This is a genomic window from Brevibacillus laterosporus, assembly GCA_007833815.1.
Taxonomy (GTDB): domain Bacteria; phylum Bacillota; class Bacilli; order Brevibacillales; family Brevibacillaceae; genus Brevibacillus_B; species Brevibacillus_B laterosporus_D.
In genome coordinates, this window is record CP033464.1 from 5351307 (window position 1) to 5367388 (window position 16082).

Sequence of the window (16082 nt, forward strand, 5' to 3'; positions counted from 1 at the left end):
GCTCCCTTACGTTAATTTTGGCTTAAATTTAGATACATCAATAGCGTTGACTTGCTCCTCTACTATCAACTTTTCTGTGCATTGATAAGTGGCATCCACTTGGTAGAGATTAGGTTCACCTCGTGGAGGAAGAGGTGGGGAAGTAATAAATATCTGCACAGGGTCGCCCCATTTATCTTCTGGAATGACTATTTCGTTTTCTGTTTCGATGTAGGCAAGGAACTTAGTTGATAGTTGTTGTGCCTGGCTTGGTCGCTCAGCAAAAAAAGACACCTGAATGAGATATTCAAATCGTACAGCCTCTGTACCCACTGTAAAGGTTCCGTTGCCGTTCGAAAGAATACCGTGTGGCTCGTGTTCCCTCATGAGAGCTTTCTCAGATGTTCCGCTAACACAAGTGATATTGGCGGCAGGAAGTACTCTTTTTTTTGTCTCAATAGGGTTAGGAATATCATCAGTCACGAGAAATCCAGAACCATGTACAGTCTTTATAGCATTTTCAAGGGCAGTATAAACTGAAACTAGTGGATCTCCCAATGCCCAAGCCTCCTTAGCTGTTTAACCACTTCTTTTTTAGCTATCTCTTTAATCTGGTCACGATTTTCATGGAGGGCAGGACGTAGAAAGGGACGCGCTGGTATTTTTTTAGGTGCGTACCCAAATTCATGTGCCGCAGCATAGCTTCCTGGATCGCCCTTCTTGCTATCCGATTTACCAGAAGCAACCCCTACATACACAACACCTTTATTAATTTGCTTTTCATCGACAGTTAAAGCCTGGCGTAATTGACCAGAATCAACTAATGGAGAATCGTCATTTCCACCAGCTCCCCAAGAACCGTGCTTCTTCTTGTATCTTTTTCCTGCTCTTGTTAGGGCACCGGCTTTTGTTTTGGACATGTGTTTTTTACGGACGGTTCCTGGTTTGAGTTTTACCCACGCTGTATACCCGCCCGATTCACCTTGATAGGTACCATTCGTTTTACTTTTTGGGCCAATTTGGAGGCGTTAATCAGGACCACATCCCTGTCGGTCTTCGTATCGTTTTATCGTAACGATTTCGTCTAGAGCTTTCGCCATACAGAAATCCAGTAACAATCCATGATCCCGCGTTGGAACGCTTTCTAGAGAGTGATCCGCTAGATATAGAAACGACAGTTCAGCAGGCCCAAGTGGTGATGAGGATAGAAAAAGGGCACGATCAGAAATATCGTACCCCGTCAATCCTTCTATCCATGTTTGGTAGTCTTCAGGAAGCTCATATTCTGTTACACCGTGTTCAAGCTTTAACAATCCCTTCCGCTTTCTGGATTTATCAAGACTAATTTAAAATAACTTACATGTATTCAACGCTTTAAACGTTGGATACATGTATATAAAGTATAAAATGCGTACTTTAAAAAGGAAAAGGCTCCTCACGGAGCCTATTTTATTCCTAAACCTTCAATAACCGCAACGGCGGACTAAGAAGAGTAAATAAAGTCCTAGACTGCCTCTGTTGTGTCTGCCACTTTTCAACTATCGAACCCGTTAGTTGAACATGCAACATACTTTTTTAGGTCTAGTTCGTATGTTCCGATGTTGTGAAAAAACAATTCCTCATTTATATGTTTACAATTAAAAGAATATTATAAAGATTACCTTTCAAGATCTCATAAACCCTTAAAAAATTTCCTTGCAATCCTCATAATATGGAACAAGTGACGGTCGGACACTAGGGTCATTTTTTTTGATTGTTTCTGCATAAATGACTTTCTTTTCTTTCCAAGTAACCCGAATAATTTCAAAATTCTCTTCTTTATATCGGCTCCATATATTATCGGTCGTAGAAAAAGATGTTGGCATATCGTCTTTTAAATTATCATGTTCTTTTTTAAGCAAATGAACACCCACATTGTAATTCACAAAAAAATCCTAAAGATATTCTTCAGTCAGGTCCTCTTTTGACAAGCTAAGTAATTTCTCTATCAATTTACCTCGTGGAAAGGCATGGTCTTCATTAAATATATTACTTTCCATGCTATCTTTTTGAACCTCTCATCACTAAAGAGACGAGATTCCTAAGTACGGAAACCTAACGGTTTCTAATTGATTAGGCTATCCCCGTAGTCCCTACGGTTACTGCGATTATGCAGATAGTAGTCTTTTGCCCTCGGCAAGAATATTCAAACTTGCGTTTACATCCCTGTCCCATTCACTATGACAAGAAGGGCATTCCCAATGTCGCAAGTTAAGATTTTTTACCTCTTTGTTTTGGTATCCACAACATGAGCAAAGCTGAGAAGAAGCAAATGTTTTACCCACCACAACAATAGTACGACCACCATTATACTGAGGTATTTCTGCACCAATGCTAATAGCTCCAGCAATTGTTCGTATTAAAATTTCATCTTCTTGTAGTGATCTTATTTTAGATCTTTTCCATTCGAGCCGACGGTTTTCCTACTAAAGTGAGTGAAAGTTGTTCCATAATAAAACCACCTCTTACTTCAATTACGTTTGGATTTACTGTCGTGTTGCTGATTCACCCATAATCTCAATATACATCAAGGGCGAGTAGTAAGCCCTTCTTATTCCAGAATATTCACATTTTTTTATACCCTTTATACGCGGATAAAAAAAGGTTGCCGAGTGATGTCTCGACAACCTTTTGCTTCTTCTCATTCACCCCTAGCCATGCAAACTCCCCTCCAATCGGGACCTCGGACGATAGGGACCAACCGGAATCTGGATCAAGCTGGTTTTTCCATGCGAATCCATCCGATTGAGATTATCACAGGACTCCACGTCATAGCCAAGCAGTGGGTGCCCGCCCATGCCGAGAGCAGTAGCCGCCAAAAGTAAACGTTGCACGAGCATGCCCGCCTCCATCTGCTGGATGCGATACCCTCTGTACCCCAGTGCTGCTTTGAGGTGATCTTTATCCCCTGCCACATGAAAGCAGAGCGGTACCTGAAACAGATTTACATTGTCCAGATTCATGCCTTGTTGCAGGTAAAGCCGATGATCGCCAAGACGTATCTGCCGCAACGCATGAGCTTCACTGTCATAGCGGTAGGCACCATCCGGAATGTCTTCTACGTTGTACAAACAGCAATACAGGAAGACACGGGGTTGGCGGTTCTCCTGGTCCTCATCCAAATCGTTTCGATATTGGAAGGAAGCAGTCGCCTCTTGTAATAAAGTAGCCAATTGCTGTTGGCTTACCTTGCCTAAAACAAAACCCATTTCCGGCGAAACCCGTTTTCTGCAGGCCGAGCCCAGATCATAAAAGAACCGCCCTACTTGAGGGAGTGCCACTGTGTTACCCTCATAAGTAATGTTCTTTTCTCCTTCAAACCGCCGAAACGATTGTAGAGATTCCAGTTGGGACGCTTCGGTCATTTGGATCAGCATCGGGTATGGCAGAACCCGTTGCGACCGTACGTAGTGATCATGCTCTACCGTTAGCAACTCCCGACACAATTCAGCGGCCGTGACGCTTCCATTTGCGCCATTCCCTTTCCCAAACCACGTACTCCCCGGCTCCACCGACAGCGGGATGACCGCATAGACGCTCTCCTCCTGTTCTGACAGCCCCAGCAGATGGTTAAGCGCACGATCGAGAAACTGGAAATATACCCCCGATTCATAGCCAAACCGTTTCGAAACTTCGAGTAATTGCCCTATCAGCACGCCAGCATCAAGGCCTTGCAGGCGATAGGCGAAGTTATTGTATTTAAAGAAATTTTTCCAAAACATGGTCGTCACAAAAACGGTTGCAAAACAAGTCGATAGATCACAGCGATTGCCGAGAGCACGAGCCATATAATCATCGAAGTTTCCTTTACGCAATAAAACCAATCGCTGGTGAGCGACATCATAATGGTAGATACCGGTATGGGCACCTTCCAGCTTCAGATATACGTATATTTCGTTTGGATACCTCGCACCGCCAGACGGAACAAACCGTCGGTACGATTGTATCGGTCCAAAAGCTTGTTCCATCGTATTCAGATCAAAGACAGACTCGCTGAATTGAGTCAGACCGTATACGTACCAGAGAAAATGACTCATTTCTCGCAGATCTGGTTTCGTGATCGCTTGTCGCTCCTCCAGCATAAGCGGTATTTCCGCAGACAACGGGATGACAGGCAAGCCACGGTAGAGCTTAAATGGCAAGGGTGCGTCTTCCCAGTCCACCTCGAAGTCAAGTGGTATTGCCTTTTCTGTGTCGAAATGAAGAGTGTGCAGAAAAGTATCCAGCCTCATCTTTTTCCCTCCCGATCACGATTTATGGAAACGGATGCGGATGTGGATTGAGCTGTTCATACGTTAACGGCTGCTTCGTATACCCAAGCTCCATGGGTACTTGTAGTACCCGATCCAGTCCTTTAACGCGGGTTAGGTGATGTCCGAAAGTCATCGGCAACATCTCCGGAATCAGTACTTTTACGCAATGCAGTCCGTTCCGCAAGATTTCAGGTGTCGTCTGATCCACCACGATCACATCGAGATTCAATCGGCGGAACGTCTGGAGAAGGGACTTCAAATCATCGGTTAAATCGCCATACTTTGGCCTCGGTATGAATTCCTCTTCAAACGTTCGCAATGGACGATGATCATTCAGCAAAAATTGCAGGCGCTCTTCCGCTTCCGTCAAAGCGTACAGCATAGAATGATGTTCCATCTTTTTCACCAGAAACGGATCGTGGAACATACGCACATACTCTTCACGGTTAGCCTCAAACTTCTCGTTCAATGTCAGTAGCATAGCGGCCAATTCGTGGATTGAGCTTTTCAACGCCCGCACAGGGTCCGGATGAGCGCCGCCCGCACAGATCAGATTGACTCCCTTTTCTTTTCTGTTTTTCGCCAGTGTCCAAACGCTGGGAATCCCATTCTCCATCGTCGCGTTAAACACATAGACATCATAACCGGCCACCGCCTGCAAACGGTAGAGCATCAAGTGCAATTCCTGATCGTGAATCGAAAAGGGGTCAATACGTGGAAGAGGAAGCTCCCCATACCAGGTCATCAGGAATGAATCACGCTCCACCACTTCCAAAATGGCGTAGAAAATCGCCTCTTCCAGACTGCCGCCCAACGCGCATCCGTTGGAAGTTTCAAACACAAAGCAATCCTTATCACCCATCCCGTAATAGGCAAGCATCTCCGGAACCAAAATCGAGCGCTCTTGCAAGAACGAGTAGCCCCATACCCAATACATTGGTCGGTCAGGATCAAACCGTACGAACGGAAAATCAGGTCTCTCATGCTGTTCCTCGGTGTGTAGCCCTACCTTGACGGGATCGAGCGCTTGATCCGCAAGATTGTGGAAACTGTCGCGGATCACGGTCCGCTTGCCGCGAGGTGCAATTCCGCAGTACCGCTCCAAGCCCTCCAATATGGCTGTCATCTCGCTATCCTCATACGAATGCGTCCGCCCTGCTGTCCCCTCGTCCCCAGTGAACAACGGCAGACTAACACTTACATCGGCAAACGGCGACACCAGATCACGCAGTTTTTTATTCAAAAAGCCTGTTCGGTAATCCAGATACTCTTTACCCAAAACCTTCTTGAGATCGTCCATGGGGCGAGAGCGGTAACTGTCGGCGCTGATCTTCGGATTAGGTTTTAGTGATATGCGAGCTGCAATCGCCGAATCTTCGGGCATCTGACCGCAAACCTCACATGACGGGTCAGGCAGAATGAAGTGGCGAGAACTCCTTAACATTTTCAGGTTGATCAAAAATAACCGACCTTCCAAGTGGGCTTGCTCGCCTGTTAGCACCCGCTGTACCTCTGCCACGAGCACGTGAGTCATCTGCAAAAGCCCCGTGTGCGATGCCCATGCATCACGTGAGATATTCGCTTGCTCGCCCAGCCGTTGTTGCAGCTCCCATATCTCTTGACGCTCACGTCCCGCCATCAGATATCGCAGATCAGCACACTGCGAACACCCCGGCGTACCAGGACGCACCAGCGGCCCAACCACGCCTTCACCAAACGAAACGAAACCGCGCAGCCAAGGGATGCCAGATGTTTGCAACACCGCTTCCGCCTCGCGATGTACGAAAGGATTCCAAGCATCGTGCAACACCAGAGCTATTTCAGCTGTTTTCGGTATTTGGGCCTTCAAATTGGTCTGACGAACGACCTCGTATGGAGCAGACAATTCTTTGCACACGAGATCCGCCAAGAGCCCTTCTCCGACAACCAAAACGACTGAACTCACCGGGACTCCTCCTCTCGTAGCAAAACCCCATATACTCCTGCCAGTTCCTTTTTCAAAAAGGACTCCTGCGCCAAATCCAAGAGGAAGAGCCGCTTCTGATTCCGTTTCAAAACCTGTAGGGCGGACTGCAAGATCTCTGTTTGCGCTGTTTCGTCTAGTCCGGGAATCGCAAGACTGTTTTGCTCCTGTTCTTCCAAAAGAACGGATGCACGGGACAACGCAAGCGGCATGCGAAATTCCGCCTGATTTTGTGCCACTAGCAAGGCATACTGCAACGAATTACGCAACGCCATGGTCACATTTAAACCTACACTGCCATACCAGCGTTCACCTGTACCGACCCACACTGCAGGGAAACCGAACACTTCTGCTCCCACTCCGATCCTCGGTGTTCCTTGCATGGTGATCAATGCTTGCAAATAAAACCGGCTATACTCATCTTCTACCGTACTCAATTGCACCTGATTAACAGGAGGTTTTTGATCCATATGCTGCGTGCTCAGTTCTTGGAACAAACACTTTTGCAACCCGCGGCTGACACCCTCCGCTGCGGTCTCCCCCGCTCCGACTCCGACAAAATCATGTGGCTCTAGCATTTGTCCCGTCAAGAACGCGGGAACCATACGCGATACATACGCTTCTATTCCGGTCAGCCCCGCATCCTTCCGAGCCTCCTCATGCGTCATCCCTGTGCACACCATCTCCGGCAACAGCTCGGCCGGTCCCTCCGACAGCGGGTCAGTTGCCTGAATTCGGCACTGGGCCAATGGAAGCTGCTTTAAGCCCCCCTCCTCCCAGATGTGGAAAATCCCTGATTCTGCTGATGTCAATGTGCTGAAATAAGGGATCAGACCGTTCGAATCACTTGAGCCCTTTTTTTGTTCGAGGTGTTCATCAAGATCTTCTATCCATTTGACTTTCGTTTTTCCTGTCACCAACGGGTGAGACATGAACGAATGCCAGTTTCCTTCCAACGTCTCCAGATCAAGAAGGTAGACCTTATTCTTCGGTTCCGATTCGTTCACCGCCGTAATGGTCTTGAACAATTCAAACACGATTACATTTGCCAGCATCGCTCCTGCCGTGGAGGAAAACGTGTGCAGCTTTTCGTCTTTGCAGAGCACGGATTGGTGTATACGGCGCCACGCCGACTCCCAACATTCCTCAGAGTCTGGATGCACAAGCGGTCCCGCTACCCCCACCTGCTGCAGACATATCGCTGGCAGCAGCACCTTGCCCTCTTCCCTGCAAACGGCTTGAAGAACCCGCAGTTCCTCTACATTGCCCTCCTGAGAAACGTACAAAATCGCATCAAACGGCTGCACAGCCTCGCGCCAAGTATTTACTACCTCCGCCTGCAGCGCAAGCTCCACTATGGCTACCTCGGGGTCCGTTTTGCGGGCATGAGACGCCAGCTCCACTATCCGTTGTCGATCCGTCGGCAGCGAACGATTGACCAGCATATGGAACCTGGACAAGCCGGAATCAAGCAACGCCACAACCAATGAGACAAAGATCGGACCGGAGCCGATCGCCAGCACTTTAGCCTGACGATAAGACATGAAACGATAAGCACCAGAATCAGCCAGATTACTTAAAAATTCAATTTGTGAAGCATACTTTTTGCAAATCTTGTCCGTAAGCTGATGCGGACGATCTTGGCTCACATCCTGGGCAAAACCATTTTGGAATAAATTTTCTGCGATTTCAAACACACGATCCTGATATTCTTTCGGCAATCTGTCCGTCAGCTCGCCCAACGTGTTCTCCCCGTTAAACACCGGCAACAGTTTTTCAATCCACTGATCAATCCCATTTCCTTCCATACGAAATGAGCCTACATTATTCCGAAAATACACATTTCCCTTTTGATCAGGAAGAAAAAAAGTGTCCCTTTTCACTTTTAGACGCATAGAAGAATCTAATTTTGTCATGTCACTCCTCCTACTGTTCGCAGTTCCCCAAATAACGCGCCAGCACTTTCATCGTAATCTTATGTATGGCTATTTGTCCCTCATACCTGATCTTTTTGTGAACAAAGCCCCTGGTAGCCAAACTACTTGACTGTGCAGGGGCTCTCTTTTTCTCCGGCAGCAATATTTCCTTTAAGACCTTAGAAGCAACGGGAACAACGACCACATCGGGAGCAATTGAAGAAAATACAAAAGCAGCTACAGGAACAACTGCATGAACAACTGCATGAACAGCTACACGAGCAATTGCACGAACAGCGGTGATGACACCCTCCGCATCTTCTCTGAACTAGCATTGCATCTTGCTGACTTTCATTTTCCCAAGGCGATACATCTCCACCGCTGAATTTGTCAATCTTCAACTTTTTAAGTTCGTTTTGGAAATCATCCATGATTACTACCTCCAGCATTAAAATATGATACTTAGGAAAACCTTTGTCGAACGGGTGAAGCTATCCAATACACGAATACCCATCAGCGAATATACACTATATATATGAAAGATCATCCTTGATTGGATCCTCCTGCAAAAGCCTATTTTTTGGGGCCCTTAAAAAACGCAAGAAAAGAGCCACCTCCCGAGTGGAAAGTGGCCCTTCATTTAAACTGCTCACCGATGTGGAAATCCCCATACCCGGCTTAACGTGTGTGGGGATTTGTTTTTACGCCTGTATGTGTCGTTCGATTTTATCTACAAATTTGTCCATCAGTTGCTCGAGCAAATGAAGCCGCCCTCGCAAGGTGCCAAATCCTCCTGGGCTTCCGCCATTCGCTCTTGTAACCTGCCGATCATTGTGTACTTCGTTAAATTCTATTCCTATTACATAAATTTTAAAATTTTACCTAATAATTCCATAATATAAATTAAAACCGAGCAATGAATTTCTGATTGATTACTATACTGTTCCACACCAGACGCTGAAGCTCGTTGGCTCATTTGATAGATGATAAACACTTACTGGTGAATTTGAGATATTCGGTCTTAAAGGAAGCTGAACTGTTAGCGAGAGCATTTAGCGATCAAGTCAAATTAAATCTTTCTTTTAGAAGAGAAACACAAGAGGAAATGTCTTCACCGAAGTAAATTAATCTTTATGGGAACCTTGTTTTTAGTGTACAAATGGTTAAGTGACAAATTTCTGATACTAGCAAAAAGTCTAGTTATTACTAGAGATATGAATGGCGATATACCTAACATTCAGTATTCTCACATAAATAAACTTATCATCCCATAAAAAGAACTTATGGGAATCTAATAAAATGTGACATCAATTGCAATAAAATATATATAATGGTAAAATTTTGAATTGAATAATTAATTGAGATATTATTGATTAATCTCAGAGTGAATAAGCTGGTATAGATCATTTTCTAAGGAGAGATGCCCCATTCTAAAAATCAGCTAAACGGTGGGTCAACGAACCATAGAGTAAGAAAACTGTCTTAATTGTATACTCATCATTCAAAATACGTTTTGCAAAATAATACTGTAATTCTTTACGGATGTAAGGCTGTTGAATCTTATTGAATAAAATAACCTTGTTAGTGTAAGGCCACTCTCTCCTTTATTCAAGTAACATTCTCTGACATCCCAAATTTCGCGCTCCCAAAACCCATTTAATATTTGGGCAAATTCATCAATATGTTTTTGAGTAGGATTATTTCTGCCTTTAGATATAGACAACTATTCCACACCCTCTATCTATTTTTTCATCTTGTTGGAATGTGCCTTTTCCCATTCTTTCCTAATATCATCATCAGAAGGGTGTAGGTAAATACCAATAGTAGTTTGAACATTTTCATGGCCTAACAGATCTTGCAACGTCTTTATATCTACTCCGTTTCTGAGAAGTTCTGTAGCGTAAGTATGACGGAACATGTGAGTTGTAAAATCAATTCCAGTTTTGCTCTTCATGCGTTTAACCCAGGATCTTGTTGATGAATAGTCTAAGTGCTGGCCTCTATTAGGCCCAGTTAACTTGAAAAATACATAGTTCGTGTCAATATCATCAGCATGAAAATCAATTAAAAAGTCCTGAAATAAGTTCATCGTTTTTTCTGTAACAAATACTTTGCGTCCTTCGCCAGCTCGCGTTTTAGATTTTCTAACGGTTATAGCATTTTTGCCAATATCAAAATCCTCAATCCATAATGAAAGGGCCTCTGATATCCGTAACCCACCTTCGTAAAGAACTAAAAGAAGTAAGCTATCCCTTGTATTAGTACAAGTATCATGGATAGACTTGATTTGAAATTCCGATAAAGTTTTGATTCGGCGTTTAGGCTCGTTTAACTTTAAGATATTTTTATCGACTGGTTTTCCTTTTGTTATATGATGTAAGAATGATTTGAATTTACGATGGTTCCCTGAAAATTGTTTTCGTCGATTCGATTGTATGTCTTTAGCGCTGGTATTTACAAATTGATACAGAGTGTCTATTCAATGTTAACTATAAATTCGGTAAATCTTTAGTTTAGATAAAGAGTTTTTTAGCAAAAAAAATAGGCAGATTACAAACGTAGAATACGTTGTAATCTCCTTCAAATTATAGTCTATATAACTAGGACGATAACGGGAATAGTCGTAAACCGCTTCTGTTAATCTATCGATCAGTTTATCATCTGAATGTAGAAAAGGCTCTTCAATATCTCCAAGCTCTTTACGTAGCTTCTTCACCAGTTCCATCATTCGTATTCGCCTCCAAGAACTGCTTATACAATTCCATTCGTTTTTCTTTATTGCGAACAGCATCTGCATCCTCCACAGATACGATTAGATTTCGTACTAGTACTTCTTTCTGTTTGTGAGCATCCAGTTTATCGAATTGATCCAATGTTAAAAACTCCTGGGATACTACTATCTCAGGAGTAGGTTCATTAACAGGATCTATCTCATCGTTCTTATCTTCCAGTTCAGTGGGAACCGGTTGGGTGTAATGCTCCTGGTAAGACTGGCCAGGGTGAATCATCTGGCCCGTTAACGGATGAAGAAATGAGCAACCTGTATTTAACTTCAGCATAAAGAATACCCCTTTCTATTGACCTGACTTGCTATTAAACAACTTGATTGTGCGATATGGCGGTTTTAACCAATCTGCTCCAAATTCGAGCATGAATGTTTCAACACCCTCAGTTGGGATACCATCAAATTCTCCAATGCCTCCAAAATCATCTTGGGAATAAATATCCTCTGTTTGGAACTCCACAGGAATCTTGTATGTTGTACCTGAAAAACTCTCGGCCATGATTAACTGAGCAAACTTTAAGTTCTGGAACAACTGACGCATAAACGCTAAACTGACAACTGGAATTTGCGCAAGGTCACCAGTTGATGTTGCTGCGCTATCTTGAATTGCTCCGTCAGTAATGGATTGAGCAGCATCTGTGAGAGAGTGCATAAAATTCTGATACTCATGATGGTTTTCTCGCTCCATTCTTCCAAGAACACGATCAAGAATAGCGAGATTTCCTTTGCGTAGATTCTCGTCAATACGGAAATTCCGGTCTTTCGCGCGAAATTGATCGTCAAGGGCTGCCATTAAATTATCTACTACTGGAACCCACGGTTGAGCTGAGTTACCCACTTGGAGTTCCTTGTTGATAATAGCCGCTCGTCCTGAAGGGATGCCTAAATTATGCTTTTGATTATCAATTTGGATGGCATCCACAAAGGCTTGTTCTGTCTCATTAAAAGAGGCTACTTCGGAAGCGTCCATAATGGCTGCGCCTTTTTGAAGTAGCCCATCTTTTACCTGTTTATCGTAAGGAAGTGCGTTGATTGCATCTGTTCGTGTTTGCTGTGCTTCTTCTTTCTTACGATTTGCCTCTTCCTGTTGTTCACGTTGTTGCTTATCTCTCTTTAAAATCTCCAGTTCATCCGTCAGAGCTTGTTCTTTTTCCTTTGCCACAATTGCTGAATCACATAGTGACATGTCAGCGTGGCCACTGTTTGTTTTTTTCCATGCGCGTAGTTCATCAAGTGTCATACTAAAGAAATCCATCTTCATCTTTTCTTCCTCCTTGGTTAGTGAATCTATGATTACAGCTATTGCAGTGTCTGTTAACTCAATCGGTGTAGTAAATGCCTCAGGTTCTGCCGGATTTAATACGACATCCCATGTGTAAAGCGTAAGATCACGAGCCGCATTGAACTTGCGACCGTTTGAAGCAGCTGGTGCCATGTCTCCGGTCATTCGATTGCTAAACCCAATCGGTAATCCTGCGTCAAGCATGGCCTGCACCTGTTTCCCCATGTCTGTAGCTAATGGCTTATACTCAGCCCAAACAACTGCCTGATTAGGCACACTGGAATCAAAAAGCACCCTACCATCTGCACCTTTATAACAGCGCGGATGAGGATGCTCGCCTGCATACGGGAAACCCGCCTTTTTCACTGCATCTAGAGCCACTTGATAAACTGTGCGGGGGTAGAGCCGGTTATTTCCATTGATTGCATCAACTTTAGAAACGGGCTGACGATACCACCCCGTTGATTTTCCTGCTTCATCTACGACTGGAACAGCTCTTGAAAAACATAGTTCCCTTTGATCCTCTGCGCTGTCAGTCAAAACAGTAAAAAGTGGTTCAACTGAGTCAGTAAAACCCATGCTTGGCTTCTGCCGTTCGCCAGACTCCTCTTTTGCTGCTTCTTCAATGCACCAAGTGCTAAAATCAGCCCTTGCTCTTGCATCAATTGCCTCATAATAAATACGACGGTCCACTTCTGTTAGTGGAGTATTGGCCAAACTTTTCTTTATGGCCAGCAGAGCAATGACACTGTTAGCTTCTAAAATCTGTTTCATCAATGGGTCATCGGTTAATGCATCCTTTATGGGTTCTTCATCCGCCATGAATCCTGCTTTTGCAAAGTACTGTAGATTCATTTCAAACAGTAATTTGACCTTGAATCTCTGTGTAAACACGTTTTCTCACCCTTTCGTTACGTTATTGATTTGATTTCAAACCAATCATACAGAATCACCACCTTTCAACTGCTATTTATCCACTGGCAACCAACTAACCCTGTTCTTATCCACCATAAGAATTCATAAAATCCATAAAATCCATTATTAGGAAGTGTTGTTGCGGACTAGAACAGTTAACCTAACTAGTCAGAATGGGTGACTTTACAGTATTCAATGTAGGGGTATGACCGAGGTATACACGTATCTCGGCTGAACCCCTATGTGAATCAGTTGGCAAAAAGGTAATCGGTGAATTTAGAATGTATTCTTCAAAAGGGGATTAATAGTGAGTTTAGACAGGGATGAAACCTGTCTTTTTTTGTTTTTTATGAATTAGGGGTAAAGGGATCATCTCTTCCGTTTACCCCATTATGCGGGCGTTAGCACTAGCAGTTTTGGTACCAACTGCGGCTTTTGCGGCGACCACACCACAAAGTGGAGCAAAAATGACTGTTCAGACAAAAACCGAAAATGGCGTTCCGTTTTATTCAACAGACAAAGGGAAAACCTGGAACAAGTCTCTATTTACCAAATCCCGAAGTCAAAACTAAATAATATTTCCATCTATCTATCAATAGCAACCATAATTTTTACACGTATCACGGCTGTACCCCCTGCTTGAAGTCTACATGTTCTTTCTACCATTCAATTTCTAATTCTTTTAGTTTAGTGTAAAGAGTCTTACGAGACATGCCGCATGCTTTAGCAATCATGTCCATACTCATACCTGTATCGTGTCGTTTACGGACCAGCTCAATAGCCTGCTGTAGTTCTTTACTGTCTGATGTGTACTTAGGAGCTCTGCCTTTGAATGCACCACGTTCTTTCGCTGCTTGAATCCCTTCATCTCTACGTTCTTTTATCATGTCAGCCTCAAACTCAGCGGCAGCAGCCAACATGGTTATCAGCATCTTGCCAATTGGGGTTGAGGTATCTACTTCTTGACCGCCCATGTTTAGAATGACCAAAGAGACTTCTCTTTCTCTGAGAGACTCGATTAATATCCAATGCATCTCTTGTATTCCTAGCCATTCTATCAAGCTTGGTTATTACAATAGTGTCACCTTTTGTAACGGTCTCCATCAGCACGTTGAACTGGACTCGGTTCCCCTTCTTACGACCACTGATCTTTTCTGTGAAGAGTGTCTCGCATCCATATGTATTCAGTGCCTCCATTTGAATTTCTGTACTCTGCCCAGTTGAGCTGACCCTTGCGTATCCATAGATCATTGCGAAACCCCCTGTATTTATTACACAAGTCAATTACACATCATATTGAACATAGGAATGCGGGTTCACAGCTCTGATCAAGAGTGGTAATTTGAGTTTACTCTATTTACACAACTCTAACACCGATAGCTATTGCCGACGTTTCCAAGGGTTTAGCACATACAGGGCAGACATCATCTTTACTTTCAGGAAGAGGTGTCCCAATCTCTGAGCCAATCTTCTTTCATGTTATCACCCCTAAATTTTTAGCAGGTCACGCATAACGACAAGGATGCAGTCCCCATTCCCCCATAAAAATCCCCCATCACGAAACATTCCGAACATGCACAAATGCATCTCTTCCACTATATATGCAAAATTTTGCACACTTCCCTTTTTACATTTTACTCCTCTTCCACATCGATCTCACTGACCATACGTTTAAGGTCTTCCATCGTATTAGGAATAGCTCCTTTGCTCTTCTGTTCGATCTCCACTGAATCCTTAATAGCCGCATCTGCCATGCTTTCCAATACCTCGGGTAAACGTTCAGATGAGCGACGAACGATTTCTTTTTTTAGCTCTCGATCAAATACAGGGTCTTTTCTCCAGTTAAGTAATTGACGATCAGAGATACCTCATAGACCTGCGATCTCATCAGAGTCTTACCACCACACTTAGGTTGGGACAGATAATGGATTGCATCGTATTGTTCTGGTTTTAATACCATTGATTCCACCTCGATTCTCTACTTTAGATTGAAAACTCTATCTCTCAATTATCAAAAAGCCACTCATTGCTACGTCATACAGTACGTATGGCGCAACACTTTGAGTGGCTTTAACCGTTTACATATTTATCTCACACTATCGCCGATCTTTGTTCCTTTCCAAGTATAATGTTCTTCTGAGTTCGAAAAACGATACAATCTTACCTCAACCTTAACCTTTTTCTCATGCTCATCAAAATAAAAATCTGCTTCAGCTTTTGGATTCACATGACTACCTTTATAGTACCAAATGCCATGTCGTAAATACGCTAATAAAGGCCCTGCTTGTAACCACTCTCCGGAAATGATAATTGTCGGGGATTCTTTTTTAGGATTTTGATGCCTGAGCCACGCTAAACCATTAACTCTATACTGATACGGTTGTACATTTGTGTATATATGAGTTTCGAATTTTAGAATGTCTCCCCCTCCTGTTTTGTAGAATCCATCAATGTTCAATTGATTTGGATTGGATGCAAATTGATACATATCGACTCTCCTTCATCACAGGCGTGAATAAATTTATCTATTTCAAAATATGCGAAATAAAAAGAGTAGGAGTTTGTCTATTTGCTAAAGGTGTCGCCTATTTCCTCAAATTCTTAATCAAAAAGCCACTCATTGCTAGGTCATACATTTCGCATGACGCCTCACTTTGAGTGGCTCTAATGGTTTACCTATTTATCTCATACTATCATAATGTCACGATCATACTGGCATGAAAACGGCATCTTTTTTGCACAATTTTTTCACATATTGAAATGCACCCCGTCAACCCCAAACATCAACACTGACAAGGTTTTTACGGCTTCTTTCACGTCTCGATACACTGTACTTTGATCGATTTTATGGCATTCTGCAATTTCTTCAGCTGTCATTTTTTTATCTGAAAGATATAAATCATATATAACTTGATAGCGGTGAACATCTTCCGTCAACCTAACCTGGTCA

The 16082-nt window shown here is 43.4% G+C and carries 13 protein-coding genes and 4 pseudogenes; 1 reads left to right on the top strand and 16 read right to left on the bottom strand.

Annotated elements, in window-relative coordinates:
* Positions 1-6 precede the first annotated feature (6 nt).
* The 13 genes and pseudogenes from EEL30_26215 to EEL30_26275 all read right to left on the bottom strand — a co-directional run bounded on the left by EEL30_26215 (position 7) and on the right by EEL30_26275 (position 13072).
* Complete coding sequence (locus EEL30_26215) at positions 7-537, bottom strand: hypothetical protein (GenBank protein ID QDX95455.1); 531 nt, start codon at positions 535-537, stop codon at positions 7-9.
* Positions 522-974 (bottom strand): annotated as a pseudogene (locus EEL30_26220) (hypothetical protein). Before EEL30_26220 ends, EEL30_26215 begins: the two are co-directional and overlap by 16 nt.
* Positions 975-1007: 33 nt before the next feature.
* Positions 1008-1292, bottom strand: a complete 285-nt coding sequence (locus EEL30_26225; GenBank protein QDX95456.1) for a hypothetical protein — start codon at positions 1290-1292, stop codon at positions 1008-1010.
* A 369-nt stretch (positions 1293-1661) separates the two neighbouring features.
* The gene (locus EEL30_26230) at positions 1662-1904 is read right to left on the bottom strand and encodes a hypothetical protein (GenBank protein QDX95457.1); all 243 of its coding nucleotides are present in this window, start codon (positions 1902-1904) and stop codon (positions 1662-1664) included.
* A gap of 222 nt (positions 1905-2126) precedes the next feature.
* Positions 2127-2321: pseudogene (locus EEL30_26235) on the bottom strand (transposase).
* Between the two features lie 348 nt (positions 2322-2669).
* A complete protein-coding gene (locus EEL30_26240) occupies positions 2670-4250 on the bottom strand; it encodes a SagB/ThcOx family dehydrogenase (GenBank protein QDX95458.1) in 1581 nt (526 codons plus the stop codon).
* Positions 4251-4272: 22 nt separating this feature from the next.
* The gene (locus EEL30_26245; protein QDX95459.1) at positions 4273-6216 is read right to left on the bottom strand and encodes a bacteriocin biosynthesis protein SagD; all 1944 of its coding nucleotides are present in this window, start codon (positions 6214-6216) and stop codon (positions 4273-4275) included.
* Entirely contained in the window at positions 6213-8150 is a 1938-nt protein-coding gene (locus tag EEL30_26250) for a putative thiazole-containing bacteriocin maturation protein (protein QDX95460.1), read from the bottom strand. The genes EEL30_26245 and EEL30_26250 overlap by 4 nt, the downstream gene beginning before the upstream one ends.
* Before the next feature lie 179 nt (positions 8151-8329).
* Complete coding sequence (locus EEL30_26255) at positions 8330-8581, bottom strand: heterocycloanthracin/sonorensin family bacteriocin (protein QDX95461.1); 252 nt, start codon at positions 8579-8581, stop codon at positions 8330-8332.
* Between the two features lie 1310 nt (positions 8582-9891).
* Positions 9892-10629 (bottom strand): transposase, encoded by a 738-nt coding sequence (locus tag EEL30_26260; GenBank protein QDX95462.1) that lies wholly within the window; start codon positions 10627-10629, stop codon positions 9892-9894.
* Positions 10630-10635: 6 nt separating this feature from the next.
* On the bottom strand, positions 10636-10878 hold the full coding sequence (locus tag EEL30_26265; protein QDX95463.1) for a hypothetical protein: 243 nt from the start codon (positions 10876-10878) through the stop codon (positions 10636-10638).
* Positions 10850-11209, bottom strand: a complete 360-nt coding sequence (locus EEL30_26270) for a hypothetical protein (protein ID QDX95464.1) — start codon at positions 11207-11209, stop codon at positions 10850-10852. The genes EEL30_26265 and EEL30_26270 overlap by 29 nt, the downstream gene beginning before the upstream one ends.
* 63 nt (positions 11210-11272) lie before the next feature.
* Positions 11273-13072 (bottom strand): annotated as a pseudogene (locus EEL30_26275) (hypothetical protein).
* A gap of 452 nt (positions 13073-13524) precedes the next feature.
* On the opposite strand from EEL30_26275, the gene EEL30_26280 reads away from it, so the two are divergent.
* Positions 13525-13704, top strand: coding sequence for a hypothetical protein (locus EEL30_26280; protein QDX95465.1), 180 nt, complete (start codon positions 13525-13527; stop codon positions 13702-13704).
* Between the two features lie 87 nt (positions 13705-13791).
* Here EEL30_26280 and EEL30_26285 read toward each other — a convergent pair.
* The 3 genes and pseudogenes from EEL30_26285 to EEL30_26295 all read right to left on the bottom strand — a co-directional run bounded on the left by EEL30_26285 (position 13792) and on the right by EEL30_26295 (position 16069).
* Positions 13792-14383, bottom strand: a pseudogene (locus EEL30_26285) (recombinase family protein).
* 835 nt (positions 14384-15218) lie between these two features.
* Positions 15219-15620, bottom strand: a complete 402-nt coding sequence (locus EEL30_26290; protein ID QDX95466.1) for a hypothetical protein — start codon at positions 15618-15620, stop codon at positions 15219-15221.
* A 260-nt stretch (positions 15621-15880) separates the two neighbouring features.
* On the bottom strand, positions 15881-16069 hold the full coding sequence (locus tag EEL30_26295; GenBank protein QDX95467.1) for a hypothetical protein: 189 nt from the start codon (positions 16067-16069) through the stop codon (positions 15881-15883).
* Positions 16070-16082 lie beyond the last annotated feature (13 nt).

Bases quoted from the DNA above. Each gene is read 5' to 3' on its own strand.
- EEL30_26265 (QDX95463.1), bottom strand. From the start codon at position 10,878: ATGATGGAACTGGTGAAGAAGCTACGTAAAGAGCTTGGAGATATTGAA.
- EEL30_26280 (QDX95465.1), top strand. From the start codon at position 13,525: ATGCGGGCGTTAGCACTAGCAGTTTTGGTACCAACTGCGGCTTTTGCG.
- EEL30_26290 (QDX95466.1), bottom strand. From the start codon at position 15,620: ATGTATCAATTTGCATCCAATCCAAATCAATTGAACATTGATGGATTC.
- EEL30_26240 (QDX95458.1), bottom strand. From the start codon at position 4,250: ATGAGGCTGGATACTTTTCTGCACACTCTTCATTTCGACACAGAAAAG.
- EEL30_26255 (QDX95461.1), bottom strand. From the start codon at position 8,581: ATGGATGATTTCCAAAACGAACTTAAAAAGTTGAAGATTGACAAATTC.
- EEL30_26250 (QDX95460.1), bottom strand. From the start codon at position 8,150: ATGACAAAATTAGATTCTTCTATGCGTCTAAAAGTGAAAAGGGACACT.
- EEL30_26270 (QDX95464.1), bottom strand. From the start codon at position 11,209: ATGCTGAAGTTAAATACAGGTTGCTCATTTCTTCATCCGTTAACGGGC.